This window comes from Chryseobacterium sp. JV558, from assembly GCF_033712365.1.
GTDB lineage: Bacteria > Bacteroidota > Bacteroidia > Flavobacteriales > Weeksellaceae > Chryseobacterium.
In genome coordinates this window covers 40,003-66,531 of sequence record NZ_WJHU01000009.1, presented here as the reverse complement: position 1 = coordinate 66,531, position 26,529 = coordinate 40,003, and the positions used below count along the sequence as shown (strand labels likewise).

22 protein-coding genes are annotated in these 26,529 nt (G+C 36.3%); 14 read left to right on the top strand and 8 right to left on the bottom strand.

What is annotated here, in order from left to right; genetic code table 11:
• Positions 1–343: 343 nt before the first annotated feature.
• Positions 344–2,674, bottom strand: coding sequence for an ATP-dependent helicase (locus tag GFU89_RS21185; RefSeq protein ID WP_318849013.1), 2,331 nt, complete (start codon positions 2,672–2,674; stop codon positions 344–346).
• A gap of 330 nt (positions 2,675–3,004) precedes the next feature.
• Between GFU89_RS21185 and GFU89_RS21180 the strand changes: the two genes are divergently transcribed.
• The 3 genes from GFU89_RS21180 to secG all read left to right on the top strand — a co-directional run bounded on the left by GFU89_RS21180 (position 3,005) and on the right by secG (position 6,889).
• Positions 3,005–4,318, top strand: a complete 1,314-nt coding sequence (locus tag GFU89_RS21180; protein ID WP_318849012.1) for a pitrilysin family protein — start codon at positions 3,005–3,007, stop codon at positions 4,316–4,318.
• Between the two features lie 53 nt (positions 4,319–4,371).
• Positions 4,372–6,402: a pitrilysin family protein gene (locus tag GFU89_RS21175; protein WP_318849011.1), complete on the top strand. Its 2,031-nt coding sequence runs from the start codon at positions 4,372–4,374 to the stop codon at positions 6,400–6,402.
• A gap of 133 nt (positions 6,403–6,535) precedes the next feature.
• Complete coding sequence (gene secG, locus GFU89_RS21170) at positions 6,536–6,889, top strand: preprotein translocase subunit SecG (protein WP_318849010.1); 354 nt, start codon at positions 6,536–6,538, stop codon at positions 6,887–6,889.
• 51 nt (positions 6,890–6,940) lie between these two features.
• On the opposite strand, the gene GFU89_RS21165 is transcribed toward secG, so the two are convergent.
• Both GFU89_RS21165 and recR read right to left on the bottom strand, forming a co-directional pair.
• Entirely contained in the window at positions 6,941–7,780 is an 840-nt protein-coding gene (locus GFU89_RS21165; RefSeq protein WP_318849096.1) for a glycosyltransferase family 2 protein, read from the bottom strand.
• A complete protein-coding gene (recR, locus tag GFU89_RS21160) occupies positions 7,776–8,387 on the bottom strand; it encodes a recombination mediator RecR (protein WP_318849009.1) in 612 nt (203 codons plus the stop codon). Before recR ends, GFU89_RS21165 begins: the two co-directional genes overlap by 5 nt.
• A 396-nt stretch (positions 8,388–8,783) precedes the next feature.
• Here recR and GFU89_RS21155 point away from each other — a divergent pair, with 396 nt between their 5' ends.
• The 4 genes from GFU89_RS21155 to GFU89_RS21140 all read left to right on the top strand — a co-directional run bounded on the left by GFU89_RS21155 (position 8,784) and on the right by GFU89_RS21140 (position 12,283).
• Positions 8,784–9,389: a hypothetical protein gene (locus GFU89_RS21155; RefSeq protein WP_318849008.1), complete on the top strand. Its 606-nt coding sequence runs from the start codon at positions 8,784–8,786 to the stop codon at positions 9,387–9,389.
• A 23-nt stretch (positions 9,390–9,412) separates the two neighbouring features.
• On the top strand, positions 9,413–9,904 hold the full coding sequence (locus tag GFU89_RS21150; protein ID WP_318849007.1) for a hypothetical protein: 492 nt from the start codon (positions 9,413–9,415) through the stop codon (positions 9,902–9,904).
• Between the two features lie 164 nt (positions 9,905–10,068).
• Positions 10,069–11,511, top strand: a complete 1,443-nt coding sequence (locus GFU89_RS21145) for an aminoacyl-histidine dipeptidase (RefSeq protein ID WP_318849006.1) — start codon at positions 10,069–10,071, stop codon at positions 11,509–11,511.
• 190 nt (positions 11,512–11,701) lie between these two features.
• The gene (locus tag GFU89_RS21140) at positions 11,702–12,283 is read left to right on the top strand and encodes a TIGR00730 family Rossman fold protein (protein ID WP_318849005.1); all 582 of its coding nucleotides are present in this window, start codon (positions 11,702–11,704) and stop codon (positions 12,281–12,283) included.
• A 63-nt stretch (positions 12,284–12,346) separates the two neighbouring features.
• On the opposite strand, the gene GFU89_RS21135 is transcribed toward GFU89_RS21140, so the two are convergent.
• On the bottom strand, positions 12,347–12,676 hold the full coding sequence (locus GFU89_RS21135) for a ferredoxin (RefSeq protein ID WP_318849004.1): 330 nt from the start codon (positions 12,674–12,676) through the stop codon (positions 12,347–12,349).
• Positions 12,677–12,688: 12 nt separating this feature from the next.
• A complete protein-coding gene (locus tag GFU89_RS21130; protein WP_318849003.1) occupies positions 12,689–13,744 on the bottom strand; it encodes an NAD(P)/FAD-dependent oxidoreductase in 1,056 nt (351 codons plus the stop codon).
• Positions 13,745–13,897: 153 nt separating this feature from the next.
• Here GFU89_RS21130 and GFU89_RS21125 point away from each other — a divergent pair, with 153 nt between their 5' ends.
• Positions 13,898–14,668 carry a DUF3108 domain-containing protein gene (locus GFU89_RS21125; protein WP_318849002.1) on the top strand — a complete coding sequence of 257 codons (771 nt, stop codon included), beginning with the start codon at positions 13,898–13,900 and terminating at the stop codon, positions 14,666–14,668.
• 281 nt (positions 14,669–14,949) lie between these two features.
• Here the strand turns inward: GFU89_RS21125 and pheS are convergent, their stop codons facing one another.
• Positions 14,950–15,960 carry a phenylalanine--tRNA ligase subunit alpha gene (pheS, locus tag GFU89_RS21120; RefSeq protein ID WP_318849001.1) on the bottom strand — a complete coding sequence of 337 codons (1,011 nt, stop codon included), beginning with the start codon at positions 15,958–15,960 and terminating at the stop codon, positions 14,950–14,952.
• 127 nt (positions 15,961–16,087) lie between these two features.
• Positions 16,088–16,747, bottom strand: a complete 660-nt coding sequence (locus tag GFU89_RS21115; RefSeq protein ID WP_318849000.1) for a YceI family protein — start codon at positions 16,745–16,747, stop codon at positions 16,088–16,090.
• A 75-nt stretch (positions 16,748–16,822) separates the two neighbouring features.
• Between GFU89_RS21115 and GFU89_RS21110 the strand changes: the two genes are divergently transcribed.
• Positions 16,823–17,758: an ABC transporter ATP-binding protein gene (locus GFU89_RS21110; RefSeq protein WP_318848999.1), complete on the top strand. Its 936-nt coding sequence runs from the start codon at positions 16,823–16,825 to the stop codon at positions 17,756–17,758.
• A gap of 303 nt (positions 17,759–18,061) precedes the next feature.
• Here the strand turns inward: GFU89_RS21110 and GFU89_RS21105 are convergent, their stop codons facing one another.
• Complete coding sequence (locus GFU89_RS21105; protein WP_318848998.1) at positions 18,062–18,406, bottom strand: zinc ribbon domain-containing protein YjdM; 345 nt, start codon at positions 18,404–18,406, stop codon at positions 18,062–18,064.
• 299 nt (positions 18,407–18,705) lie between these two features.
• On the opposite strand from GFU89_RS21105, the gene GFU89_RS21100 reads away from it, so the two are divergent.
• The 5 genes from GFU89_RS21100 to GFU89_RS21080 all read left to right on the top strand — a co-directional run bounded on the left by GFU89_RS21100 (position 18,706) and on the right by GFU89_RS21080 (position 26,447).
• On the top strand, positions 18,706–19,911 hold the full coding sequence (locus GFU89_RS21100; protein WP_318848997.1) for an RsmB/NOP family class I SAM-dependent RNA methyltransferase: 1,206 nt from the start codon (positions 18,706–18,708) through the stop codon (positions 19,909–19,911).
• A 189-nt stretch (positions 19,912–20,100) separates the two neighbouring features.
• Positions 20,101–21,768, top strand: a complete 1,668-nt coding sequence (locus GFU89_RS21095) for a GLPGLI family protein (protein ID WP_318848996.1) — start codon at positions 20,101–20,103, stop codon at positions 21,766–21,768.
• Between the two features lie 319 nt (positions 21,769–22,087).
• Positions 22,088–23,755, top strand: coding sequence for an asparagine synthase B (gene asnB, locus GFU89_RS21090; RefSeq protein WP_318848995.1), 1,668 nt, complete (start codon positions 22,088–22,090; stop codon positions 23,753–23,755).
• A gap of 334 nt (positions 23,756–24,089) precedes the next feature.
• Entirely contained in the window at positions 24,090–24,902 is an 813-nt protein-coding gene (locus GFU89_RS21085; protein ID WP_318848994.1) for a hypothetical protein, read from the top strand.
• A 141-nt stretch (positions 24,903–25,043) separates the two neighbouring features.
• Positions 25,044–26,447: an MFS transporter gene (locus GFU89_RS21080; RefSeq protein ID WP_318848993.1), complete on the top strand. Its 1,404-nt coding sequence runs from the start codon at positions 25,044–25,046 to the stop codon at positions 26,445–26,447.
• Positions 26,448–26,529 lie beyond the last annotated feature (82 nt).

The following is a 26,529-nucleotide window of genomic DNA, read 5'->3' as shown; positions in this document are numbered from 1 at the left end:
AATAGACTTTGTTTTTATAAAAAATGGTTATCGTTTCTTTCTATCCCTATTTAAAGTTATGATAATTTAAGAACATTCCCATAAAAATCATTGTTTTATAGAAGTGGAAATTTAAAATGGATGTGGAAAACGCAATGATCGCAAAGGTAATTTGCAAGCTTATTATTCTTACGTTCGCAAGGGCACTTCGTTCAGCAGAGAAAATTTCGCGCTAAGTAAAACACCTTTGCGATCGAAAAAATAAACACAACGTGATATTTACATTGCGAACTTTGTGTTTAAAAAATAAAAAAAAACGGATCCAAATTTTGAATCCGTTTACTTGATCTTATATTATTCTGATTTAAATCTTAGTCAGTTTAGCATATTTCAGGATCAGGTTTTTCTCTCCTTCATGGATGAAAATAACCTTTGCTTTGATATTCTGAGGATCTGTTCCATCCAGGAAACTAACTTCTCCAATTCCGAAACGGTCATGTCTCACTTTATCTCCTACTTCAATATCCTGCGAAGAAGCTCCGCTTGGGTTGATAATTTTAGCAGTGCTTACAGGTTTTAGTTTTCTTACTTCCTGAGCCGGTTTCGAGGCATCACCTTTGTCGATGGTCTTCTTTTCAACTTTTTTGAAAGATTTCATTTCAGAAGGATGTTCATCAAAAATATTGGATCTTACCCCTGAATTATTGATAAATCTTTTTTCCAAAGCCGGATTAAGGAATTCAATATATTCATCATCAATTTCACTTAAGAATCTTGACGGCTCCGCATCCGTAATTTTCCCCCATTGGAAACGGGAAACAGCATAAGAGAAGAAGACCTGTTTCTCCGCTCTCGTCAATGCTACATAAAATAGTCTTCTCTCTTCTTCCAAATCTTCTCTGGTAGCAGAACTCATAAAGCTTGGGAAAAGATTTTCTTCAAGCCCTACCAAATGAACTACTGGAAATTCCAATCCTTTTGAAAGGTGAATGGTCATCAATGAAACCATATCCTCTTCCAGAGTTTTATCCTGAGTATCTGCAGAAAGCGCAATATTTTCAAGGAAATTGGAGAGGCTCGGATCTCCGTCTTCCAGCTGTATCTGTTCTTCAATGAACCCTTGCATAGAGTTCATCAATTCCTGAACGTTTTCTACTCTGGAAATCCCTTCAGGAGTCTGGTCATCTTTTAAAAACTTAATCAAGCCGCTTCGTTTTGCCACTTCCATAGCAACACTGTAAGCCGTTTCTGTTTTCAGCAATACCTGAAAAGCTTTTATCATAGACCAGAAGTCATTCAGTTTGTTTAAAACTCCGTTGTTCAAACCTAATTGTGGTGCATACATCGGAAGATTATCCAAAATTTTTGAAACCGCAATATTATGAGCGTCTGCAAAAACGATTAATTTATTCTGCGTTGTTTCTCCGATACCTCTTGTAGGATAATTGATAATCCTCATCAACGCTTCAGAATCATTTTCATTGATCAGAAGACGCAGATAACCAATAAGGTCTTTTACCTCTTTTCTTTGGTAGAAAGAAAGCCCACCATATACTTTATACGGAATATTTTTACGTCTCAGCGCATCTTCAAAGGCACGCGTCTGTGAGTTTGTTCTGTATAAAATGGCAAAATCACTGTACTTTCTCTGGTCGCGGTTACGCAATTCCCAGATATTTCCGGCAACAAAATTGGCTTCATCTGCATCGGAAAGAGATCTGTATATTTTGATCTTATCCCCTTCTTCATTATCACTGAATACATTTTTCTTAAACTGCTGTAAGTTTTTTGAAATAACTACATTGGCAGCATTTACAATATTCTGTGTAGAACGGTAATTCTGCTCCAGAGATACTGTCTTAGCATCTGTATAGTCTTTTTTAAAGTTTAAGATGTTATAGATATTAGCCCCACGGAAGGAATAGATAGACTGGGCATCATCCCCTACCACACAGATATTCTCAAATTTTGAAGCTAATGCTTTTACAATCAGATACTGAGAGTGGTTGGTATCCTGGTACTCATCTACCATGATATATCTGAACCTATCCTGGTATTTTGCAAGCACTTCAGGGAAACGGGTCAGCAGCTCATTGGTCTTCAACAACAGGTCATCAAAATCCATAGCGCCGTTTCTGAAACACTGATCGACATATTTCTGATAAATCTGCCCGATGAACTTCATATTTGCTTTTTCATCCGCTTCCATAAGTTCCGGATTGTTGAAATAAGCTTTTACTGTAATCAGGTTATTTTTATAGGTTGAAATTCTTGCCTGAACTTTTTTAGGTTTATAAAGATCTGCATCAATATTCATATCCTTCAGGACTTTTCTGATCACATTCAGTGCATCCTGCTGATCATAAATGGTAAAATTGGAAGGATACCCAAGGTAATGTCCCTCAATTCTTAAAATTCGTGCAAAAACAGAGTGAAAAGTTCCCATCCAAAGGCTTCTTGCATTGCTGTCTCCTACGACCTTTGCAATACGGTCTTTCATTTCACGTGCTGCTTTATTGGTAAAAGTAAGTGCAAGGATATTGAAAGGGTCTATTCCATTGTAAATTAAATGGGCAATACGCATGGTAAGTACACGCGTTTTCCCGGAACCAGCTCCTGCAAGCACCATCAGAGGTCCTTGTAAAGAGGTAACGGCTTCATATTGTGATTCATTAAGTCCTTTCAAATAGTCCATACAGCAAAAAAAATTTGGGAATACAAAATTAATGTATTCAGAGGAGAATTCAAACTTTCGTAGAGAAGTTAGAAATTTTGCTTCGCAAGTGAATAGTGAATGGTCAATTTCTTTCACAGATGAAAGGTGGATAAGTTGATTATACATTCAAAATTTGTCCAAAAAGAATTTTATATTCATCACCCCGAAACATGTACCTCGAAACCTGTAAAAATTGACAAGCGAAGCGAATTCACCAATCACTTTACTCACATTTATATATCTATTTCTATACAGTTTGTAACATTTAATTCACTTTTCACACTAATTGATAAACAATTTCTAAATTTTATGAAAAAGCGACTTCTTTCTGCTGCTGCCGTAGCTTTCTTCGGGCTAATGCTGAATGCACAGCAAATCAAATTCGAAGAGTATGACCTTCCCAATGGTCTTCACGTAATTCTTCATCAGGATAATTCTGCTCCGGTTGTAACAACAGGTGTAATGTACCACGTAGGTGCAAAGGATGAAGTAAAAGGCAGAACAGGTTTTGCTCACTTCTTTGAACACCTTTTATTCGAAGGAACTCCTAATATCAAAAGAGGAGACTGGTTCAAGATTGTTTCTTCAAACGGAGGACAAAATAATGCCAACACTACCAATGACAGAACGTACTACTACGAAACTTTCCCTTCCAATAACGAACAGCTTGGACTTTGGATGGAGGCTGAAAGAATGCGTAATGCTGTCATCAACCAGATTGGTGTGGATACACAGAGAGAGGTTGTAAAAGAAGAAAAAAGATTGAGAATGGATAACCAGCCTTACGGAAATCTTTTCACAACTATTCAGAAAAATTTATTTACAAATCACCCGTACAACTGGCCAACAATTGGTTCTATGGAAGATTTGAATTCTGCTAAATTAGAAGAATTCCAGGCATTTTATAAAAAGTTTTATGTTCCAAATAATGCTACTCTGGTAGTTGCAGGAGATATCAAACCTGAACAAACCAAAAAATGGATTGAAACCTACTATGGAGGAATTCCAAAAGGAACTTTATATCCAAAAGATTTCCCTAAAGATGCTCCTATCACTCAGGAAAAAGAAGTAACCGCTACAGACCCGAACATTCAGCTTCCGGCTTATGTTTTTGCATACAGAACTCCTGCTAATAAAGAGAAAGATGCTTATGTTTTAGATATGCTTTCTTCTTATTTAAGTAGTGGAAAATCTTCAGTTTTATATAAAAAATTAGTAGATCAGGACAAAAAAGCGCTTCAGGTAGCCGCTTTCAACCAGGGTCTTGAAGATTACAGTATTTTCGCATTCTTCGCGATTCCGATGGGACAGACTACTAAACAGGCTTTACAGACTGACATTGATGCTGAAATCAAAAAGCTTCAGATGACATTAATCTCTGAAGAGGATTATCAAAAACTTCAAAACCAGTACGAGAACCAGTTTGTAAATGCCAACTCCAGTATTCAGGGAATTGCTGCTTCATTGGCAACCAACCATGTATTGATGGGTAACACGAATTTGATCAACAAAGAAATTGACATTTACAGATCTATAACAAGACAGGATCTTCAAAATGCAGCTAAAAAGTATCTTAATTCTAACCAAAGAATAATCATTAACTACGTACCTGAAAAAAAATAATCATTTCAACTTCTCAGGTTAAATTATGATTATTTAAAATTAAATTTTTACAAATGAAAAAGCAATTAACATATATAGCTGCAGCATTTTTCTTTACAGGAATGGTTTCAGCACAAAAAATAGATATTAATGCAATGCCGAAACCAGGACCTACTCCTGCGATTAACATTGCCAAACCAAAAACTTTCCAGCTAAGCAACGGTCTTACAGTAATGGTGGTTGAGAACAACAAACTGCCAAGAGTAAGCGCCAGCCTTTCTATGGACAGACCTCCTTACAATGAAGGAACAGTAACAGGGGTAAGCGAAATCATGGCTGAACAGTTTGAAAACGGAACAACCAACATCAGCAAAGATGATTTCAACAAAAAAGTGGATTATCTTGGAGCGATTCTTAATTTCTCCGCAGGTGGCGCTTCTGCCAACTCTCTTTCAAAATATTTCCCTGAAGTTTTACACTTGATGGCCGATGCAATTATTAATCCTAAATTCTCCGCTGAAGAAATTCAAAACTCTAAAGAAAGAGCTGTGGAAGGATTAAAATCTGAAGAAAAAAATGCATCTTCCATCGCGGAAAAAGTTTCTAAAGCCTTGATGTATGGAAAAAATACTTCAAGAGGTGAATTTCAAACGGTAGAATCTATCAACAAAATCCAGCTGTCTGATGTACAAAATACCTATAAAAAATACTACGCTCCGGATAACGCTTATTTAGTAATCGTTGGAGACGTAAAATTTGACCAGGTGAAACCATTGATCGAGAAAGCTTTCAATAGCTGGAAAAAAGCAAACACTCCTATTGCTCAATTAGAACCAGCCTCTAATGTTGCTAAAACAGAGATTAACGTAGTGGATGTTCCTTCTGCAGTACAGTCTGTTGTTTCATTAAACAACCTGAACACGCTGAAAATGAAAGATGCCAATTACTTCCCTGCAACAATAGCTAACTACATCCTTGGAGGTGGTGGTGAAGCAAGGCTTTTCATGAACCTTAGAGAAAAGAATGGATTTACGTATGGTGCCTATTCAAGTATGGTGGCAAGCAAATATTCGCCACAGTTCTCTGCAAGTGCAAGCGTAAGAAATGAGGTAACAGACAAAGCGGTTAAAGAATTCATGAATGAACTTAACGCTATTTCAACTGTAAAACCGGAGGAATTGGCAAATGCTAAAGCTAAGCTGAAAGGATCTTTCATCATGTCTTTAGAACAGCCTGCAACTATTGCAAGATTTGCACTAAACCAAAAAGTACAGGATTTACCGGCTGACTTCTATACCAATTACTTAAAATCTATTGATAAAGTAACGGCTGCTGATGTTGCAAATGCTGTAAAGACTACGATTCTACCAAACCAAAGCAGAATTTTCATTGCAGGTAAAGCATCTGATATTGCTGAAGGATTGGAAAAATTAGGATATCCTGTAAAATATTTCGATAAAGAGGCTAATCCGGTTTCAAAACCTGCAGCACAGAAAGTAGATGCAAGCGTTACCATCGGATCTATTGCTGATAAATACATCAATGCAATTGGAGGTCTTGCTGCTGTTCAGAAAGTAACTTCTATCACTACCGATGCTACTACAAAAGTACAGGGAATGGATATGTCTATGAAACTTATTCAGGCTAAAGGAGGAAAAATGTCAATGGATATGAAGATGATGGGGAATACTGTACAAAAAATCATTTTTGATGGTAAGGACGGATATATGGAAGCTCAGGGACAAAAAATGCCACTTAATGAAAAACAGAAAGCAGAAATGTCAGATCCGGAACTTTTCCCGGAACTTATTTTTGCTAAAAGTGCAGAATATAAACTGGCAGGAATCGAAAAGTACAACAATGAAGATTCTTATGTCGTAAAAGGAACTAAAGACACTTACTATTACAGCGTAAAAACAGGCCTTAAGACAGGTGAAGTGAAAGTTGGAGAAGGAGGATCTATTCCTACAAGCTATGCAGACTACAAAGATGTCTCCGGAGTAAAACTTCCGTTTACCATCATCCAGAATATGGGCGGAATGGATATTAACCTGGCGGTAAAATCTTACCTTATCAACCAGGCTAAAGATTCTGATTTCAAATAAAAACACCTTATTTTTATATAAAAAACGGTAACAATTGTTGCCGTTTTTATTTTTATCAACATTTGGCGACATCTTTTTTTGTCATTCAGTAAAAAAAGATTAAATTTGCCCATTCAAAAAGATATCAGAATTAATGGATACTATATTTACACTATTGATGGTTCTTGTTATGGTTGCCAGCGTTTTATTGGTAATTATCGTTATGGCACAAAACCCAAAAGGAGGAGGCCTTTCTAGTACATTCGGAGGTGCATCATCTGCACAGTTTGGAGTACAGAGAACCAATGATTTCATGGAAAAAGCAACATGGACTCTAGGCGGAACTATCATCGTTCTTATCCTTTTAAGCGTTGTCATCACAGGTAAGCCTTCTCAGGTAGCTCCTACACAGAAACAACCCGTGAAGAAAGAAGCTCCTGCAAAACAGTCAGCTCCTGCTTCTTCTACAACAACTCCGGCAAAAACTCCTGTAGCACCGGCAAAATAAGAAGAATATCATCTTATATAAAACAAAAGCAACTCAAATTGAGTTGCTTTTTTATTTTAGCTTGATCTTTTCAATCTGATGCCGGAGCTTCAATCCTGCTTTTAAAAATGAATACTGTACAGGCTTTGATTCTTTATAGTATTTATCAATAAAGATCTGCATGGCTCCATAAAACCTCTTAAGATATACTTCATTCCTGATTGTACTCTCCCCTTTGTGATGAAGAATTGAAACTTTACCATAATAGAAGTTTTTATACCCGTTTCTTAAGAACGTATAGCACAGATCAATATCTTCTCCATACATAAAATAAGCTTCATCCAGCCCTCCTATTTTTTCGTAGACATCTTTTTTAGCCAACAAAAATGCACCTGTCATCACTTCTATTTCAGCAACCGCATTTTCTTCAATATCATTTCTGTAATAAGACTTCGAGTTATTCTTTTTAAAATTCGTAAACAGCTTTTCAAAAGAATTAAACATATCCGGTACTGAGCGCTTGCTTTCAGGCAGGAAATTACCTTCTGCGTCATGCATTCTTACTCCCAGACATCCGAAAGAAGGCTGAGAATCTGCAAAATCAAGAAGTTCTTTCATATAAAATCCTTCAAATTCTGTATCAGGATTCAATAACAATATATATTCTCCTTTTGCCGTCTGAATTGCCTGGTTATTCGCTTTTGAAAAACCGCCGTTTATTTCAGAAGATATAAAGTGGACGTCCGGAAATTCAGGAATAAGATCTCCCCAGGAAGTATCTGTAGAAGCATTATCAATAACAACCACTTCATAGTCTATCTCTTGTATGTATTTCTGAAGTGACAAAAGACAGCTTCTGAGCAGTTGGGTAACATTATAATTAACAATAATAACGGACAGCTTCATATTAATCCTTTTCGTTGTATGGCAGCCTGTTGATAATAGATCTTCCTAAAGAAATTTCATCAGCATATTCCAATTCATCTCCTACTGAAATTCCTCTTGCAATGCTGGAAAAATTCACATGGGAACTTTTAAATTTCTTGTAAATGTAATACGCTGTTGTATCTCCTTCCATGGTCGCACTCAATGCAAAAATAAATTCCTTCACTTTACCATCATTAAGTTTCCTTTCAATACTTGGAATATTTAGCTGGTTGGGTCCTACTCCCTCCATTGGGGAAATTTTCCCTCCAAGGATCAGATATTTCCCAGTGTATTTCCCGGTATTTTCAATAGCAATCACATCCCTTACATCTTCAACAATGCAGATCAGTTCGCTATTTCTCTTTTCACTGCTGCATATTTCACAAATGTCAAAATCCGAAAAATTATGACATTCTTTACAGTATTTTATTTCGTTAACAAGATTAATCAGCGAATTTCCAAGACTTACCGCTCTGGAATTGGGCTGCTTCAATAAATGTAGTGCTAACCTCAAAGCCGTTTTTCTTCCAATCCCAGGCAATCCCGAAATCTCATCTACCGCCTTGGCTAATACTTTACTTGGGTAATCCATAGGTACAAAAATAAGGATTAAAGTTGATAATTAATAGTGAATAATGAATCGTCAGTTCGCTTCGCTTGTGAATTTTTATAAAGTATAATAAATTTTTAACGCTGAGTACGCTAAGATGTCTAAAGGTTAAAAAAATGATCGCAAAGGCGTTTCACTCAGCAATAAGAAAAACTTATATCTCAGCTGAACGAAGTGTCTTTGCGAACAAAATATATAAAAATAGCAAACAAACCTTGCGAACTCAGCGTTTAATTTTATTTTTCACAAAAATCCTCTTATAAATTTCTGTCAAAACAATGTCCCAAAATGATATTTTAAATTTTCTCCCATATCCGAGAACTCTAAAAAAACCTTTATATTTGCGGCTTAAATTAAATATGAAAAAAATAAACTGACATGGTACTTAACAATCTTAACTATCCTCTGGATTTCAAATTCAAAATCACTACTTTAGCAAGTGACTTCAATATTACTGACAGAAACGGAAATTATGTAGCGTATGTTCGTCAGAAAATGTTTAAGTTGAAAGAAGATGTTATCGTTTTCAATGATGAGAGCAAGTCTAAGGAACTTTTCAGAATCAAAGCGAATCAATGGATTGATTTCAATGCTTCGTATTCTTTGAATGATCTTATTGATAATAAAAACTTTGGTAGATTAGCCAGAAAAGGAATGCGTTCTATCTGGAAAGCAAGCTATGATGTTCTGGATGCTCAGGATCAGCCTAAGTTTAAAATTCAGGAAGACAGTGCATGGGTAAGATTCTGGGACAGCTTTGTAGGAGAACTTCCTATCATTGGTATGTTCACAGGGTATTTCCTTAATCCATCTTATACGGTAACTGGTATTGACGGAAAAGCTTATTTTAAATTAAAAAAAATGCCTTCATTCTTCGGAAGAAGATTTCAACTGGACAGACTGATCGATATTGATGATGAGGAAGAAAGTTTGGTAATCCTTTCTTTACTAATGATGACGCTTCTTGAAAGAGCAAGAGGATAAACAAATAATAAAACCACAAACACATGAAATATTTTATCATTTTATTTTCCGCATTTCTATTGGTAGCCTGCAAAAAGGAAAAAGAAACTGTTTCAGGTTCTGCTTCTGCCGATTCTTTACATATCGCTAAAGATTCTGCTTCAACAGGTCAGTCTTCAGGAAATATTCTGGTGGGCACCATTCCTTTTCCAAAAGAAATCAAAGAATGCTCCTGCTATTTTGCTGTAAACAAAGCTGATTTTGAAAATGAAAAATACATCTACGCAGATGATGCCGGGAAAACAGCTTATATGATGCTGGACGGCAAAAGACTGGCTCTAAATCTTATCTCATCAAGTGATATGGAAGTAGATGAACTTCTTACCAAGGAAATAGAAAATGATAATTACAAAATTTCTGTGAAAGGTAAAAAAATAAAAGGCGAGGAAGCTTTACTGTTTGAAGGTACTTTGACAATTGAAAAACCGGACGGTACCAGCTTCACCACTCCGATCTATGGAGAATGTGGATGTTAATAAAGACAAAATCGCAAAACAGCAAAAGACGGAACAGAGAAGGTAAATAAACAGATTTTTTGATTTCACCTCTTCCTATTTTCACCTTTCGCCAATGATAAAAAATGCTTCTGTATCCCACGGAAGCATTTTTTATTTCGTAAATTTGAGAAAAATAAAATTCAATGGAATTATCTAATATAGAACCGCAGATTATCTGGAAAAACTTTTCCAAATTAAATGCTGTTCCAAGGCCTTCAAAAAAAGAGGAAAAAGTAATCGCTTTCATCAAAGGATTTGGTGAAGATCTCGGACTGGAAACTACCGTAGATGAAGTAGGAAATGTTATCATTAAAAAACCGGCCACTGCAGGAATGGAAAACCGTAAATCGATCGTACTTCAATCGCACCTTGATATGGTTTGCCAGAAAAACAACGATGTTAATTTTGATTTTGAAACAGAAGGAATCAAAATGGAAATTGACGGTGACTGGGTAAAGGCAAAAGGAACTACTCTAGGAGCTGACAACGGTTTGGGAGTAGCAACCATTATGTCTATCCTTGAAAGCTCAGATATTCCACACCCTGCATTGGAAGCTCTTTTCACCATTGATGAAGAAACAGGAATGACAGGTGCTTTAGGACTAAAGCCAGGACAACTGACAGGTGAAATTTTATTGAATCTTGATACTGAAGAGGATGATGAGATTGATATCGGCTGTGCAGGTGGAGTTGATGTAACCATCACTCAAAACTATGCTGCAGAAGCTCCAAAAGGACAAATTGTAAGAATTGAAGTAAAAGGACTTCAGGGAGGACACTCCGGAATGGATATTCATAAAGGTTTCGGAAACGCAAATATTATTTTGGGAAGACTTCTTTACAGTGGATTGGAAAACCAGAATATTGAATTGGTTTCTATCGACAGCGGAGGTTTAAGAAATGCTATTCCAAGAGAAGGTGTTGCCATTATTTCTGTGAGAAATGCTCAGGAATATATAGAAAATGTTACGATTCTTAAGAAAGATATCTTAGAAGAGTTTGCTACAGTAGAACCTGGAATTCAAATCAACATTGAGAACTCTACGTCTTCTGACAAAGCAATTTCAGAAGGAGATTCTAAAAAAGTGATCTTTACTTTAAAAGCTCTTCACAACGGGGTATACAGAATGAGCCCGGATGTAGCTGATCTTGTAGAAGCTTCCAACAACGTAGCTAGAGTAGAATTGAAGGGTGGAGAACTTAAAATCTTAAATCTTACAAGATCTTCTGTAGATTCTTCTAAATATTCAGTGGCAGAGCAATTAAAATCTGTAGCAGAATTAGCTGGAATGAACGTTGAATTCAGTGGTTCATACCCAGGGTGGAAACCAAAACCAGGTTCGGAGATCGTACAGTTGATGGAGAAACTTTACACTGAGAAGTTTAGTGAAAAGCCTCATGTAGTAGCTTGTCACGCAGGTCTTGAATGTGGTATCATTGGAGCCAACTATCCTGAAATGGAAATGGTAAGCTTCGGACCAACCATCAGAGGAGCTCACTCACCTGATGAAAAAGCAAACATTCCTTCTACTCAGAAATTCTGGAGCTTCCTGAAAGATATTTTAGCAAATATTCCTCAGAAATAGAACATTAAAATTATTATATTGAATATCCAAAATCTTAAGATTTTGGATATTTTTAGTTTTAATTGAAATAAAAAATGCTTCGACAGGCTCAGCATGACATCTCTAATACTAATCGTTTTTTAGAGATTAATTTTTAGCTGTGTCATGCTGAGCCTGTCGAAGCATCCAAACCATAAAAAAACCTTCTACAATGAAAAGTATCACCGTATTCTGCGGCTCAAGTTTCGGGTCGCATGACATTTACAAAGAACAGGCATTATTACTCGGAAAAACCTTAGCTAAACAAGATATACAGCTCATTTATGGCGGTGCAGATGTTGGCCTGATGGGAACGATTGCTGACGGAGCATTGAGTGAAAAAGGCAAAGTCATTGGAATCCTTCCCCACTTTCTGCAATCTAAAGAAATTGCTCATAAAAATCTGACCGAACTTATCATTGTGGAAACCATGCATGAAAGAAAGACGAAAATGAACGAGCTTTGCGATGGGGTTATCGTTCTTCCCGGTGGTTACGGAACTTTGGAAGAATTTTTCGAGATGATCACGTGGGCACAGCTTGGCCTTCACAAAAAACCTATCGGAATTCTGAATATTGGCGGCTTCTATGATGATCTGATCAAACTGGTTCAGACTATGGTAGATAAAGGATTTTTAAAGCAGGTAAACAGAGATATGCTGCTGATCAGCGACACCATTAATGATCTGCTGGAAAAGATGAAAAATTATCAGGCTCCTACAGTTGGAAAGTGGATTTGTAAGGAGGAAATTTAACATAGAAAACAAAACCCGTCCAAAAAATTCGGACGGGTTTTTATTAAGATTAAAAAATATTTTCTAAGGATAAGGAGCAATTGCCACTTCGAGCCCTTCCATGGCATCGGCAATATGTAACTGACATCCTAATCTGCTGTTTTCTTTCACATGGAAAGCCTCACCCAACATAGCGTCTTCTTCATCTCCCATTGGTTCCAGACCAGGATCATTGATGACATATACCTGGCATGAAGCACACATCGCCATTCCTCCGCATACACCAATAGTACCTTCTTCTGCCAATTCATAAGAACGGATAATTTCCATTAAGTTCATGGACATATCCGTAGGCGCTACGACATCGTGGGTTACCCCTTCTCTGTCGGTGATTTTAATATTAACATCTGACATAATTCTGCAAAATTAGTCAATTTTTTTCACAACTGCCTTCTCTGCTTCTTTACGGCTTCCGTCAAATCCGTCTACACCACTTACGGTTGTATATTTTAGAACGAATTTTTTACCAGGATTAAGTCTGTTATAAACACTCTGGCACATCAAAGTAGCTTCGTGGAAACCACAAAGAATCAACTTCAGTTTTCCAGGATAGGTGTTGATATCTCCGATTGCGTAGATTCCGTCAATATTTGTCTGATAATCTAAAGCATTGTTTACAACGATGGCATTTTTTTCGATATTTAATCCCCAGTTTCCGATCTCTCCTAATTTTGGAGTCAATCCAAATAATGGAATAAAGTAATCAGTTTCAATGTCATAAGCTTCCTCACCGTCAACCTGTACCGTAATCGCTTCTACTTTTCCGTCACCTTTAATCGCTGTAACTTCAGCAGGAGTGATTAGTTTAATTTTTCCTTTATTTTTAAGATCCTGAACTTTTTCTACAGAATCCAAAGCTCCTCTGAACTCATTTCTTCTGTGGATCAATGTAACTTCACTTGCTACATTTGATAAGAAAACACTCCAGTCAAGAGCAGAATCACCACCTCCGGCAATCACTACTTTTTTGTTTCTGAAATGCTCAGGTTCTTTCACGAAATATTCAAGACCTTTTTCTTCATAGTCTGCAATATTCTCCATAGTAGGTTTTCTAGGCTCGAAAGTACCTAATCCACCGGCAATGGCAATTGCTTTACATCTGTGAACAGTCCCTTTGTTAGTAATCACTTCAAACCATTCATCATCTACTTTAGTATAAGAAACAGCGGTTTCTCCCAAAGTAAATCCAGGCTGAAACTGCTTGATCTGCTCCATCAAATTATCCACCAATTCTCCAGCATTCACTGAAGGATAACCTGGAATATCGAAGATAGGTTTTTTAGGATAAAGCTCCGCCAGCTGCCCTCCCGGCTGTGGAAGCGCATCAATAATATGGCACTTCATTTTTAATAAACCAGCTTCAAAAACTGCAAAAAGTCCTGTAGGTCCCGCACCTATGATCAATATATCAGTGGTTATCATAATATTTAAGATAATTTAATTATACATGTAACTGCAAATTTACTAATTTTAATGCGAAGCATATTTAATTGATTCTAAATAAAAACCTGAGATTTGTCAAATATCTATCATTTAAGATTTTAAATTTGGCAATGTTTTTGTAAATGTCTTGTTATGAAGAAAATTTTAAACCTTTTTGCAGTATTTATATTCTTTTTAGGCTCGGCCCAGATTGATAACATCGCGGACGGCGAATCTATCACTCTCAGAATACACTACGGCTTCCTTAACGCAGGAACAGCGAACCTTACTACAAAACAGACCAATTACAAAGGGATACCCCATCTGTACGTAAAAGGTACAGGGCAGACTACCGGCGCCGTAAAAGCATTCTTCAAAGTGGAAGATTTATATGAAAGTTTTATCAATACACAGACAGGATTACCAAGTTTCTATGTCAGAAATGTACGTGAAGGAAGCTACCGCCAGCATTTTGAAACGGTTTTTAATCACGATAACAATACATTAATTTTAACAGATAAAAAGACTCCGGCCAATGGTTCTAAGGTTTTAAAATCAGTAAAAGGAGTTCAGGATATGCTTTCATGTTTTTACTACTTAAGAAGTAAAAGCCCGGATGAACTGAAAGTGGGAACCATCATCAATATGAATGTATGGATTGATGATGAAATGTTTCCTTTTCAGCTAAAAGTGACAGGAACAGAAAATTTAAAGACCAAATTCGGGACTATCAATTGTTTAAAGATTATTCCATCTGTAAAAAGCGGAAGAGTATTTAAAGAAAAAGAAGGCGTTACGATGTGGGTTTCCAATGATGCCAACCACGTGCCTATGTTGTTGAAAGCTGAACTTGCAGTAGGTTCATTAAAAGCCAGTATTGATGATTATAAAAATGTTAAATACCCTTTAAAGTTTAGTAATTAAAGAAAATTTAATTTTTGAATATAATGCCTGTAAAATTTTACAGGCTTTTTTTATTTCCAATGTAATACATTCTTAATACTGGTTGTCTTTATTATAGAGGCAGACAAAGAGCTGCAGCATGTCAATACTTCCTTTGAGGTACCTAGCGGATTCGAACCGAAGTATGGGCATAAGAAACAGACACGTGTAAATTTTTCAATAAGATCAGTTTTTAATTACGTTTTGTTTCTTAGGTCAGTAATTAAAAACAAAAACCTCCGGAGCTCCGGAGGTTTGATTTTTTATAGTGTTTTGAACTGTTCCAGTGTTCTGATATCGTTTTCAAAGAACATTCTGATGTCACTCATCTGGTAAAGAAGCATTGTAATTCTTTCAATTCCCATTCCGAATGCATATCCTGAATATTTCTCAGAATCAATATTCACATTTTTCAGTACGGCAGGGTCTACCATTCCGCATCCCATAATTTCCAGCCATCCTGTTCCTTTCGTGATTCTGTAATCTGTTTCAGAGTTCAATCCCCAATACACATCAATCTCAGCACTTGGCTCAGTGAACGGGAAGAATGAAGGTCTCATTCTGATTTTAGATTTTCCGAAAAGCTCAGTAGTAAAGAACTGTATTGTCTGCTTTAAGTCAGCAAAACTTACATTCTCATCAATATATAATCCCTCAATCTGGTGGAAAATACAGTGAGAACGTGAAGAAATCGCTTCATTTCTGAAAACTCTTCCCGGAGATAAAATCCTGATTGGCGGCTGATTTTCTTCCATAAAACGAGTCTGTACGGAAGAAGTATGTGTTCTCAATAGAATATCCGGATTCTGCTCAATAAAGAACGTATCCTGCATATCTCTTGCCGGGTGGTATTCCGGAAGATTAAGCGCCGTAAAGTTATGCCAGTCATCTTCAATCTCAGGTCCGTCTGCAACTGCAAAACCAATAGATTTGAAGATTTCAATAATTCTGTTTTTTACCAGATTAATTGGGTGTCTTGACCCCAATTCCAAAGGAAATTCAGGTCTTGTAAGATCTTCTTTTTCTACGACAACAGAAGATTCAGAAGAATTTTTCAAATCTTCCAATTTTCCGGCAACTGCCTGTTTCAAAGTATTGATCTTCTGTCCGAAATCTTTCTTCTGGTCGTTAGGAACTTCTTTTAATGTTTCGTAAAAATCATTAAGAACCCCTTTTTTACCGTTGTACTTGATTCGGAAGCTTTCGATATCTTCCCTAGAGGTAGCATTGAAGCCGTTTACTTCGATCAGTAGTTCTTCTATCTTTTCAATCATTATTTTACCCTTTCAAAATGTTTTGCAAAAATACGACTTTTAAGTTTAATATTAAGTCCGTCATAAAAAAATCTGCCTCTTTTTCGGGAGGCAGACTTCAATCACTTATTTCACTTAAATAAAAAAATTATTTCTTTTCTAAAGCTTTAACGTTGATCTGAAGAGTCACCTCGTCTTTAATCACTCCGTTTTCAGCAGGAGCCTGGAACTTCACCCCAAACTCTTCTCTCTTAATATCTTTCGGTTCAGTAGCTACACTCACCACTCCATCTTTCACAGAAACATTAGCTTTAAACTGAACAGGCTTGGTAATTCCTTTAATCGTTAAATTACCATCCAAAAGAGTATTGTAATCACCTTCTGTAGCTGGAGTAACCTTTGTAATTTCATAAGAAGCAGTTGGAAATTTTTCAACTTCAAAGAAATCACCGCTCTTCAGGTGGCCATTTAATTTCCCCATATCTTCCGGGCTGTCTTTCAAGTCTACAGAAGTTAATGAGCTCATATCAGCAACGAATTTTCCGCTTTCCAGTTTTCCGTCTTTCACCGTCACATCTCCGCTTTCAAATCTGATCGTTCCAAAATGGCTCGTATTTTCAGATTTAAATACTTTATATCCCTTCCATTCAACTTTACTGTTTAGCGTATCCAAAGTGAACTGGCTACCTTCTTTAGTAGTCGTCACCTCATTACTCTCACTGGTAAGCGGTTTATCTTTTTTACAAGAAACCATTACAGCAGCAACGAATAAAGCAGGAATCGCTATCGAAAACAGTTTTTTTCTCATTTTTGATTTATTTTTATTAGTCCCGCTAATATAATAAAAAAAATTATGTTTTCATAAAAACCTTACATTTGTAATATGCTATTAGAAATAAACAATTTATTTTTCTCTCATAACAAAGAAAATCCCCTGTTTCAGAACCTTAACCTAAGGTTTGAAGAAAACAGAATTATAGCTCTTGCCGGAGAAAGCGGATGCGGAAAATCTACTCTTCTCAACCTTATTTATGGTCTTCTTGATTGGGAAAGCGGAGAAATTATTTTTAACGGAAACCGGCTTTTAGGACCAAAAGGAAATCTTGTTCCCGGAGAACCGGAAATGAAATTTGTAGCACAGAATTTTGACCTTATGCCTTACGCTACGGTTGCAGAAAATGTAGGAAAGTTTATTTCAAATATCAATTTAAAACAAAAAAAAGAAACTGTAACAGAACTTCTTGAGGTAGTAGGTCTTCAGGAATTTGCCAATGTACTTCCCAAATATTTAAGTGGCGGGCAGCAGCAAAGAGTGGCCATTGCCAGAGCATTGTCTGTACTTCCCAAACTCCTTATTTTAGATGAACCATTCAGTAATCTGGATTTTCCGAGAAAAATTGAACTAAGAGAAAGACTGTTCAGATACGTAAAACAGCATGGCGTTTCTTTGATCATTTCTACTCACGAACTTCAGGATATTATGCCTTGGCTGGATCAGATTGTCATTTTACAGGATGGAAGACTTATTCAGAATGACAGTCCGGAAGAAACCTACAGACATCCTTACAACTCTTATGTTGCAAAATTATTCGGAGAGGTGAATATTTTCAACGAAACTGAAGCTGAAGACTTCCAGCTTTCAAAATTATCCTATTATCCTAAAGAAATAAAAATCACTGAAACCGGTCTCGAAGCCGAAGTTATTGAAAGCAGATTTGCAGGAAACTATTATTGGAATAAAATTAAAGCAAAGAATAAAGAAATGGTGGTTTATACGGATGAAAAATCAGAGGGGCGAATTACTATTTCGTTCATGTAAAATAAAGGACGAATTTCTCAATTTGCTTATTAACCTGATTCTTATTTTAAGATTTATCTTTTCATTACACATCACATAACACCAACATTTACTTACACTTATCCATAAAAAAAATACAAACATAAGAATCCGTATATCAAACTTTTTCTTACATTTGTATCTCTAAAGCATAAGGAAATTTTTGGTTACTTCTCTTTCTGCCTTCCAGACGGACATTAGCAATCTTGCAATTAAGTCTTAGAAAGATTACACTGTCCAATCTTTTCCTTTCTTATTTTTATAGCATAAAAAAACAAAGCTTTCTTACGCTTTCTTTACAAATTCAGATTTAAGAGCCATAGCTCCAAAACCATCAATTTTGCAGTCAATATTATGATCACTTCCTGGTCTTAAACGGATATTTTTCACTTTAGTTCCAGCTTTTACCGGTTTTGGTGCTCCTTTTACAGGAAGATCTTTTACCACAACTACAGAATCTCCATCCTGAAGTTCATTTCCGTTTGAATCCAATATCTTTCCTTCATTAGACGCTTCTGCAGCCACTTCTGCAGGATCCCATTCGTAGAAACACTGGGAGCATACCATCATATTATCACTTGGATAGGTAAACTCAGAGCTGCATTTCGGACAAAGTACTGTATCACTCATATTTTTAATTTTTTGCAAAGGTAGAGCTTTTTGGAGGTTGAAGTCAAGAGGGAATAATGGGACCATCAATAAGTCAATTTTTACTTCGCAAAGTGAATGGTGAATTCCCAACCTCAATCTCAAACCAAAGTACCCAAACCCGAATCTCGAATCTCTTATCCCGAAAAAATTCACAAGCGCAGTGGATTGACCATTAACTATTCACCATTTACAGCCTCATTCATCATCTCCTCCATCCCAAATTCCAAACTCTCAATTAAAAGTCGTATTTTTGCAGATTCAAACAGCGAAGCAAATTTATGGAACTTATTCACAGAAACTTGGCCATCGGAATTCACGATGCCCTACAGGAGACATTTTTCGAGAAAAACAAATATGCCGATAAGGTTATTGAAAGACTTCTGAAAGCAAACAGAAAATGGGGAAGCCAGGACAGAGCTGTTGTTTCTGAGATCTTCTACAATATCATCCGTTGGAAAAAACGTATTGAATATTATATGGGGGAAGGTGTAAAACCCAACAATATTTACAAGCTTATTATCGCCTATTTACTTTGGAGTAAAACCAATTATAAAAAATTCGAAGAATTTGACGGAATCAAAATTGCCGATATTCTTACGAAACTTAAAAAGAATACAGTTCCTACAAAAGCAATAGAACATTCTATTCCTGAATGGCTGGCTGAAACTCTTGAAAAAGAACTTGGAGCCAACTGGGAAAGAGAAATGACTGCTTTGAATGAGCAGGCTCCTACAGTTTTAAGAGCCAACTCTTTAAGAACAACACCTAAGGAGCTTATTTCGGATCTTTCTGATGAAGGAGTAACAGCTTTCTCTATTAAAAATTATCCTGATGCTGTTCAGCTGGAAGAAAAGAAAAACGTTTTCCTGACCACAGCTTTCAAAGAAGGATTATTTGAAGTTCAGGACGCCTCTTCTCAAAAGATCGGTTATTTTCTTGATGTAAAAGAAGGACAGAGAGTAGTGGATGCATGTGCTGGTGCGGGAGGAAAAACACTTCACTTAGCAGCCATCATGAAAAATAAAGGTCAGATTGTAGCCCTGGATATTTTCGAATGGAAATTAGCAGAATTAAAGCGTCGTGCAAAAAGAGCTGGAGCTCACAACATTGAAACCCGTATGATTTCCGACAATAAGGTCATCAAACGTCTTCATGATAAAGTAGACCGACTTTTGATTGATGCACCATGTTCAGGTCTTGGAGTTTTAAAAAGAAACCCGGACAGTAAGTGGAAAATTGATCAGGCTTTTATTGACAGAATTAAAAAAGAACAGCAGCAAATCCTTCAGGACTATTCTAAAATGCTTAAAAAAGGAGGAAAAATGGTATATGCTACATGTTCTATCCTTCCATCTGAAAATAATCTGCAGGTAGATGAATTCATCAAAAACAATCCTGGATTCAAAATGATTAAGGATGAAAAAGTAATGCCTAGCGAAGGCTATGACGGATTCTATATGGCTTTGATTGAGAGAATTTCTTAATCTAAACCCAATAACAATATATAAAACTACTCTATTTTCTGGAGTAGTTTTTTTTATTTAAAAATCTTTCCAAAAAAAATGTAACATTTTTTGTAACATTTAAAGTACACTGTCTACTAACTGTATAGAATAATCCGTTTTGATGCTGTAGAAACTTTAGAATAACTTTGCAGCAAACTCATTTTATCTATGCATACAAGAACTGTTTTCAATTTTCTGGTAATTTTCTTATATGGTCTGTTTTCTGCACAGACCTATGAAATTCAATATACCAGCTCATATAACGGAAAAACAACTGCTGACCAGCCCTCCACCATCGTTTGGGTTAATGAGAAAGAAAATTTCATTCTCAACAGCACTATCAAAGAACAAAAAAGCAGCTTCCCTTATGAAATCACTAAGGTAGAAAAACCATCAAACACAATTGTTTCTTATGCTTTCTTAAAACCTGAATCCATTATTTCAACATCAGATGCTGAGTCTGTGGGGAAACAGGATTTTGAACTTACCCATGAAACTAAAAAGATTTTAGGATACAACTGTAAAAAAGCAGTTACCAAAGTCAATTCAAACACCATTGAAGTCTGGTATACGAATGATTTGAAACTGAAAGGCGGACCTTCTGTTTTGGGACAGAATTTAGGGCTGGTTCTGGAAGTTGAAAGAAATAAAAACTCCTTAATTACGGCAAGCTCGATCAAAAAAATCAAGAATACAGGAATTGAAAGTATTGTAAAAGGAAACATCCAGACGACAGATCAATTAGGATATAAAGATTTACTTTGGAAAAGCAGATTTACCACGCTGAATGTTTTTGAAAACGAAACCATCAATTTTTCTGATGCTTCCAAATCAGATGATCAGGTAAAAAGATACGCCAACGGTACTATCATTCTTAAAAAGATAAAATTCCCTGCTATTACAGAAGGGGAAAATATTTTTGTAGAACTGAAACAACAGTCGAACGGCGATGCCTATGACAGAACCGGAACCGTATTTTTCATTCCGCAGGATAAAGAAAAGTCTTTTTTTGATGGATTGGAAAAGGGAGCAAAAACACTTCCTGTCTACGAAAACGGAAACGGAAAGCAATATTATGGTATAACAACTACCGACAATTATAATCCTGCTATGGAAATGATGAGATTCTTTACCGCTTTTGGAATCCAGAAGTTCAATCATATTCAGCTTAAAGGAAAAACCTGGCAGACCATCAGCCCTTACCGACAGGATATTACAGAATTGAAACCTGCATTATCAGGAAAAGAGCTTTGGGTAGGCACATTTATTGGTAACTATGATAAAGGAGGCCATAAAGTAAGCCTTGATATTACCATTCATAAAAGTGATCAGAATATTTATAAAAACAATACCGCGATTCCATTATTCAATACTTTAAATATTATGGAAATGGCCGGACAGGACTACTCTACGATGTTCAATCAGGATAAAGGACTCCTTGTTAATTTCACTTTAAATAAAGATTTAAAAAACGCTCAGCTAAGATATACCACCACGGGACACGGAGGCTGGGAAAACGGTGATGAATTTGTCCCTAAAGCCAATTCTATTTTTGTTGATGGAAATCCTGTATTTTCATTCGTTCCGTGGAGAACAGACTGTGGTTCGTACCGTTTGTACAATCCCGCATCAGGAAATTTCCAGGACGGTCTTTCATCATCAGATCTCAGCAGATCAAACTGGTGCCCGGGAACGGTTACCAATCCCAACTTCATTCCTCTGGGAGATTTGAAAGCAGGAAAACATACAATTCAGGTGAAAATTCCTCAGGGAGCTTCCGAAGGCACAAGTTTCAGTGCATGGAATGTTTCGGGAACTTTACTCGGAGTACAATAAAAACAAAACCTTCTTGCATGAGAATTGCAAGAAGGTAAAAACACAAATGATGAAAAAAAATTATTTCGAGCCACAAAGTAAGGGTTAAAATTCATATAATTAATTACCATAGATTAATAAATATGTCATTTTTATTTTGTATAGGGATGTCACAAATTTAGCCTGGCGAAAAAAATCAATCAAAAACATATAAAATTCAATAAATAGTTAATATTTTTAACTTTAAAATCCTAATTAATTAAAAATATTCCGTTTCAAACATTTTTTATTGCTATTTATAAACATCACCTTTACTTTTGTTTCATAAATAATAGAAATTATGTGTGGAATTGTATGTTTATTTGATGCCAAGCAAAAAACTGAAGGATTAAGATCTCAGGTTTTGGAAATGTCAAAAAAAATCCGTCACAGAGGACCGGATTGGAGCGGAGTTTTTCAGGATGAAAAAGTAATTTTCTCTCATGAAAGACTTGCCATAGTAGATCCTACTTCTGGAAAACAACCTTTATTTACAAAAGACGGAAAAGTAGTATTAGCTGTGAACGGTGAAATCTACAACCATAGAGAATTAAAAGAAGAATTTCCTGATTATGAGTTTCAGACTCAGTCTGACTGTGAGGTTATTCTAGCTCTTTACAAAAAATATGGGAAAAATTTTGTTGAAAAACTGAACGGAATTTTTGCCTTCGCGTTATATGACACTGAAAATGAGGTCTATCTTATTGCCCGTGACCACATGGGAATCTGCCCTCTTTATCAAGGTTGGGATAAAAACGGAAACTATTATGTAGCTTCTGAATTAAAAGCTCTTGAAGGTGTATGTAAAAAAATCGAGACATTTTTACCGGGACATTTCGTTTACAGTCAGGACGGCACTGAGCTTCAGCAATGGTACTCAAGAGACTGGGACAGCTTTGATCATGTGAAAGAAAACGAAACAGATATCGCAAAATTAAGAAAAGGTCTTGAGGATGCTGTTCACAGACAGCTGATGAGTGATGTTCCTTATGGAGTACTTCTTTCGGGAGGTTTAGATTCTTCAGTTATTTCAGCGATCACTGCCAAATTTGCCCGCCAGAGAATCGAAAGCAGAGATACACAGGAAGCCTGGTATCCAAGACTTCATAGTTTTGCTGTAGGACTTGTGGGTTCTCCCGACCTGGCTGCTGCACAAACTGCTGCAAAACATATTGGATCTGTTCACCATGAAGTTAACTTTACCGTTCAGGAAGGACTGGATGCTATACGTGACGTAATTTACCACCTGGAAACCTATGATGTAACAACCATCAGGGCATCCACCCCAATGTATCTTCTGGCAAGGGTCATTAAATCTATGGGGATAAAAATGGTACTTTCAGGAGAGGGTTCTGATGAATTATTCGGGGGTTATTTGTATTTCCATAAAGCTCCCAACGCAAGAGAATTCCACGATGAAACAGTAAGAAAACTGGGTAAACTTCACCTGTACGACTGTTTAAGAGCCAATAAAGCATTGATGAGCTGGGGAATTGAAGGCAGAGTACCTTTCCTTGACAAAGAATTCATGGATATTGCCATGACTCTTAACCCGAAAGATAAAATGATCAATACCACTGAAGGAAAAATCGAAAAATGGGTACTGAGAAAAGCCTTTGAAGACCTTCTTCCTGATTCTATTGTCTGGAGACAGAAAGAACAGTTCTCAGATGGCGTAGGTTATTCATGGATCGATACTTTAAAAGAGGTTGCTGAAAAAGAAGTAACGGATGAAATGATGGTTAACGCAAGATTCCGATTCCCGTTAAACACTCCTCAGAACAAAGAAGAATACCGATACAGAACTATTTTTGAAGAACATTTTCCAAGTGAAACGGCAGCCGCTACTGTTCCATCTGTTCCATCTGTAGCATGCTCCACTCCTATCGCTTTAGAATGGGATGAAGCATTCAAAAAAATGAACGATCCGAGCGGAAGAGCGGTGAAGGTGCATGAAACTTCGTATTAGAGAGGTAAATTTGTGAATCGTCAATGGTCAATACTCTGCGCTTGTGAATTTATTGTGGGTTGTGAGATTCGAAGTTACGAACCATAAATATAGAAGCATTTTCTAATTGATGGTTAATTATTCATCATTTACTTTGCAAAGCAAAAATTCACTATTGATATTTCATTTCATCGCTTAAACACCTAACTTCCTCAGTTATAATTTATCAATCCTGTAGCAATACAGGATTTTCTTTTGAATTAACAATAACAATATGGCATAATTTAACTGACAATCCAAAATAATATCTAATAAATAATTATATTTGGAAAACGAAAATATCAATTATAAAAAAATGAGAAGAAACCTAACTGTTTTATTTGCCTTATTAGCCATAAGTTTTGCTTTTGGACAAGGAAAATATGGCAAATATCTGAATTCAAAGAAGCTTGCTTTGGCTTATAAGAGTGTGAAAGATCAAGATAAAGATGATTACTACCAACAATTCTACTGGCTTGTAAAAGCAGAGCAGCTAAAAACGTATCCTCACCTTAAAGATATAAAACCTGTTGTTTTATATGAATTTGTAAAATATGTAAACCCTCAGAATCCAACCAAAAAGCTGGACGACAGAGGGAAAGAATTGAGAGCAACAGCAGAATTATCATTAAATCAATATTTTAAAAATAAAAAATTTGAAAACAATTCTGTTTTAATGTATAACCTTGAAACGTATGTAGATCCTTCAAAAGGGCAATACTATACAAAGGTTGATCCTGAGAAAATCAAGGAGCTTGTACCGAAAGAATTGTTTGCTTTCAACTCTTTCAACAGAAATATGGGAGAAGAGAAAACGTATTACCTTTGGATTGATAAGAAAAAAGACGATTTGAATATCGTGGATATCATTCCTAGCGAAAAAGAAGACAAAGCTTTTTATGCAAGACTGAAACAATATCTTCCAAGCTATAAGTTTTCAAAATATGTTCCTACTGTAAAAAAAGGAAACAAATCTGATAAGACAGACATCGAGTATTATTACATCATGCCATTTGAGCAGAATACCGATAACATCGAATACAAAACAAAGGATTTCAAAACTTTCACTTTAAGCCAGTATAGAAAAGCTGGTGACGAATGGAAAGGAGTAGAAAAACCTAGAAAATAAATCAAAAAGTCCTGTGAAATCTCGCAGGACTTTTTTAATTTTATATGGATTTCTTTATCTAAAGATCAACCCGCTTAAAGCAGGCAGGTTTTTCAAACAAAATAAGTCTGGACGTTTTTTTAACAGCCCAGCCTATACAAAATGACAGAAGCAAGTACACCACAGACATCCATAAAAAAAATACTTCCCTTAATTCTGGCCACTGCTATTTTTATGCAGATGCTGGATTCAACCATCCTGAACACTTCCCTGCCTTCCATTGCAAAAGATCTGCATGAGTCTCCGCTTAATATGCAGAACGCCATTATCAGTTATGTTCTGACATTGGCTGTTTTCATGCCCGCCAGCGGATTTCTGGCAGACCGTTTCGGGACAAAAAAAATATTCATCTTCTCGTTGATATTGTTCAGCTTAGGTTCTTTGTTTTGTTCTTTGTCTCAAAATCTTACCCATTTGGTTATTTCAAGGGTTATCCAGGGAGTTGGAGGAAGTTTAATGACTCCTGTCGGAAAGCTAGCACTCATTAAAACGTTTGATAAAAGTGAACTACTTAAAGCGATGAATTTTGCCATTATTCCAGCGCTTATTGGTCCTGTACTCGGGCCGTTAGTAGGTGGTTATATGGTAGATTATCTTTCATGGCACTGGATATTTCTTATCAATATTCCGATTGGTGTTTTAGGAATTATTTTAGGATTAAAATTCATGCCCAATTATAAGTCTGATGATGTAGATTTTGATTTAAAAGGCTTTTTAATTTTTGCCGCAGCATCCCTCCTGCTTTCCGTTTCACTGGAACTTTTTGGGGATATGCAGAATATAACCCCTGTTTTGCTGGTATTTATTATGGGCTTCCTGTTCCTGTATTATTATTACAAACATGCAAAAAGAGGAGGAAATCCTATCTTCCCACTAAACCTTTTTCAGGTGAGAACTTTCCGGGTAGGTATTGTGGGAAATCTGGCTACCAGATTAGGAATCAGTTCTGTTCCATTATTGCTTCCGCTGATGATTCAGATTGCCTATAAACAGTCTGCAGTAACTTCAGGCTGGATCATTGCTCCCATGGCTTTAACGGCTATCTTTGGGAAATCATCTGTGATTAAAATTCTGGATAAATATGGCTATCGCCAGACTTTGATGATCAATACGTTCATCATTGGAACACTGATATGTCTGCTCGCCATACCTGATATACACACTTCCTTGTATTGGTTTATTCCTATTATTGCGGTGTTAGGGTTCTTCAATTCTATACAATTCACCTCTATGAATACTATTTCTATTGCTGACCTTCGGAATTTCCAGACCAGTAGCGGAAACTCTTTAATTTCGGTGAATCAACAGCTGGCCATCGGTTTCGGAATTGCATTCGGATTGATTGTTTTAAAACTGTTTGAAAATACAGATCTTATTAATGGTGAAATTCATAATGCCTTTCGACTCACATTTCTCACGGTAGGAATATTGACTATTTTATCAGGATTTGTTTTCAGAAGACTGCACATTTCGGATGGAAAGAATATGAAGTCGAAGGAAGAGTAAAGAATAGAACTTAAAAGGGAGGATTTACAATTCACTCTTTACATTTTGCCATTCTACCCTTCCTACGAACTTAACACAGATC

Coding starts and splice junctions, on each gene's coding strand:
- GFU89_RS21115 (WP_318849000.1), bottom strand. CDS start 16,747: ATGAGAAAAAAACTGTTTTCGATAGCGATTCCTGCTTTATTCGTTGCT.
- secG (WP_318849010.1), top strand. CDS start 6,536: ATGGATACTATATTTACACTATTGATGGTTCTTGTTATGGTTGCCAGC.
- GFU89_RS21145 (WP_318849006.1), top strand. CDS start 10,069: ATGGAATTATCTAATATAGAACCGCAGATTATCTGGAAAAACTTTTCC.
- GFU89_RS21140 (WP_318849005.1), top strand. CDS start 11,702: ATGAAAAGTATCACCGTATTCTGCGGCTCAAGTTTCGGGTCGCATGAC.
- GFU89_RS21095 (WP_318848996.1), top strand. CDS start 20,101: ATGCATACAAGAACTGTTTTCAATTTTCTGGTAATTTTCTTATATGGT.
- GFU89_RS21155 (WP_318849008.1), top strand. CDS start 8,784: ATGGTACTTAACAATCTTAACTATCCTCTGGATTTCAAATTCAAAATC.
- GFU89_RS21110 (WP_318848999.1), top strand. CDS start 16,823: ATGCTATTAGAAATAAACAATTTATTTTTCTCTCATAACAAAGAAAAT.
- GFU89_RS21130 (WP_318849003.1), bottom strand. CDS start 13,744: ATGATAACCACTGATATATTGATCATAGGTGCGGGACCTACAGGACTT.
- GFU89_RS21100 (WP_318848997.1), top strand. CDS start 18,706: ATGGAACTTATTCACAGAAACTTGGCCATCGGAATTCACGATGCCCTA.
- GFU89_RS21185 (WP_318849013.1), bottom strand. CDS start 2,674: ATGGACTATTTGAAAGGACTTAATGAATCACAATATGAAGCCGTTACC.
- asnB (WP_318848995.1), top strand. CDS start 22,088: ATGTGTGGAATTGTATGTTTATTTGATGCCAAGCAAAAAACTGAAGGA.
- GFU89_RS21080 (WP_318848993.1), top strand. CDS start 25,044: ATGACAGAAGCAAGTACACCACAGACATCCATAAAAAAAATACTTCCC.
- GFU89_RS21180 (WP_318849012.1), top strand. CDS start 3,005: ATGAAAAAGCGACTTCTTTCTGCTGCTGCCGTAGCTTTCTTCGGGCTA.
- pheS (WP_318849001.1), bottom strand. CDS start 15,960: ATGATTGAAAAGATAGAAGAACTACTGATCGAAGTAAACGGCTTCAAT.
- GFU89_RS21175 (WP_318849011.1), top strand. CDS start 4,372: ATGAAAAAGCAATTAACATATATAGCTGCAGCATTTTTCTTTACAGGA.
- GFU89_RS21105 (WP_318848998.1), bottom strand. CDS start 18,406: ATGAGTGATACAGTACTTTGTCCGAAATGCAGCTCTGAGTTTACCTAT.
- GFU89_RS21085 (WP_318848994.1), top strand. CDS start 24,090: ATGAGAAGAAACCTAACTGTTTTATTTGCCTTATTAGCCATAAGTTTT.
- GFU89_RS21125 (WP_318849002.1), top strand. CDS start 13,898: ATGAAGAAAATTTTAAACCTTTTTGCAGTATTTATATTCTTTTTAGGC.
- GFU89_RS21135 (WP_318849004.1), bottom strand. CDS start 12,676: ATGTCAGATGTTAATATTAAAATCACCGACAGAGAAGGGGTAACCCAC.
- recR (WP_318849009.1), bottom strand. CDS start 8,387: ATGGATTACCCAAGTAAAGTATTAGCCAAGGCGGTAGATGAGATTTCG.
- GFU89_RS21150 (WP_318849007.1), top strand. CDS start 9,413: ATGAAATATTTTATCATTTTATTTTCCGCATTTCTATTGGTAGCCTGC.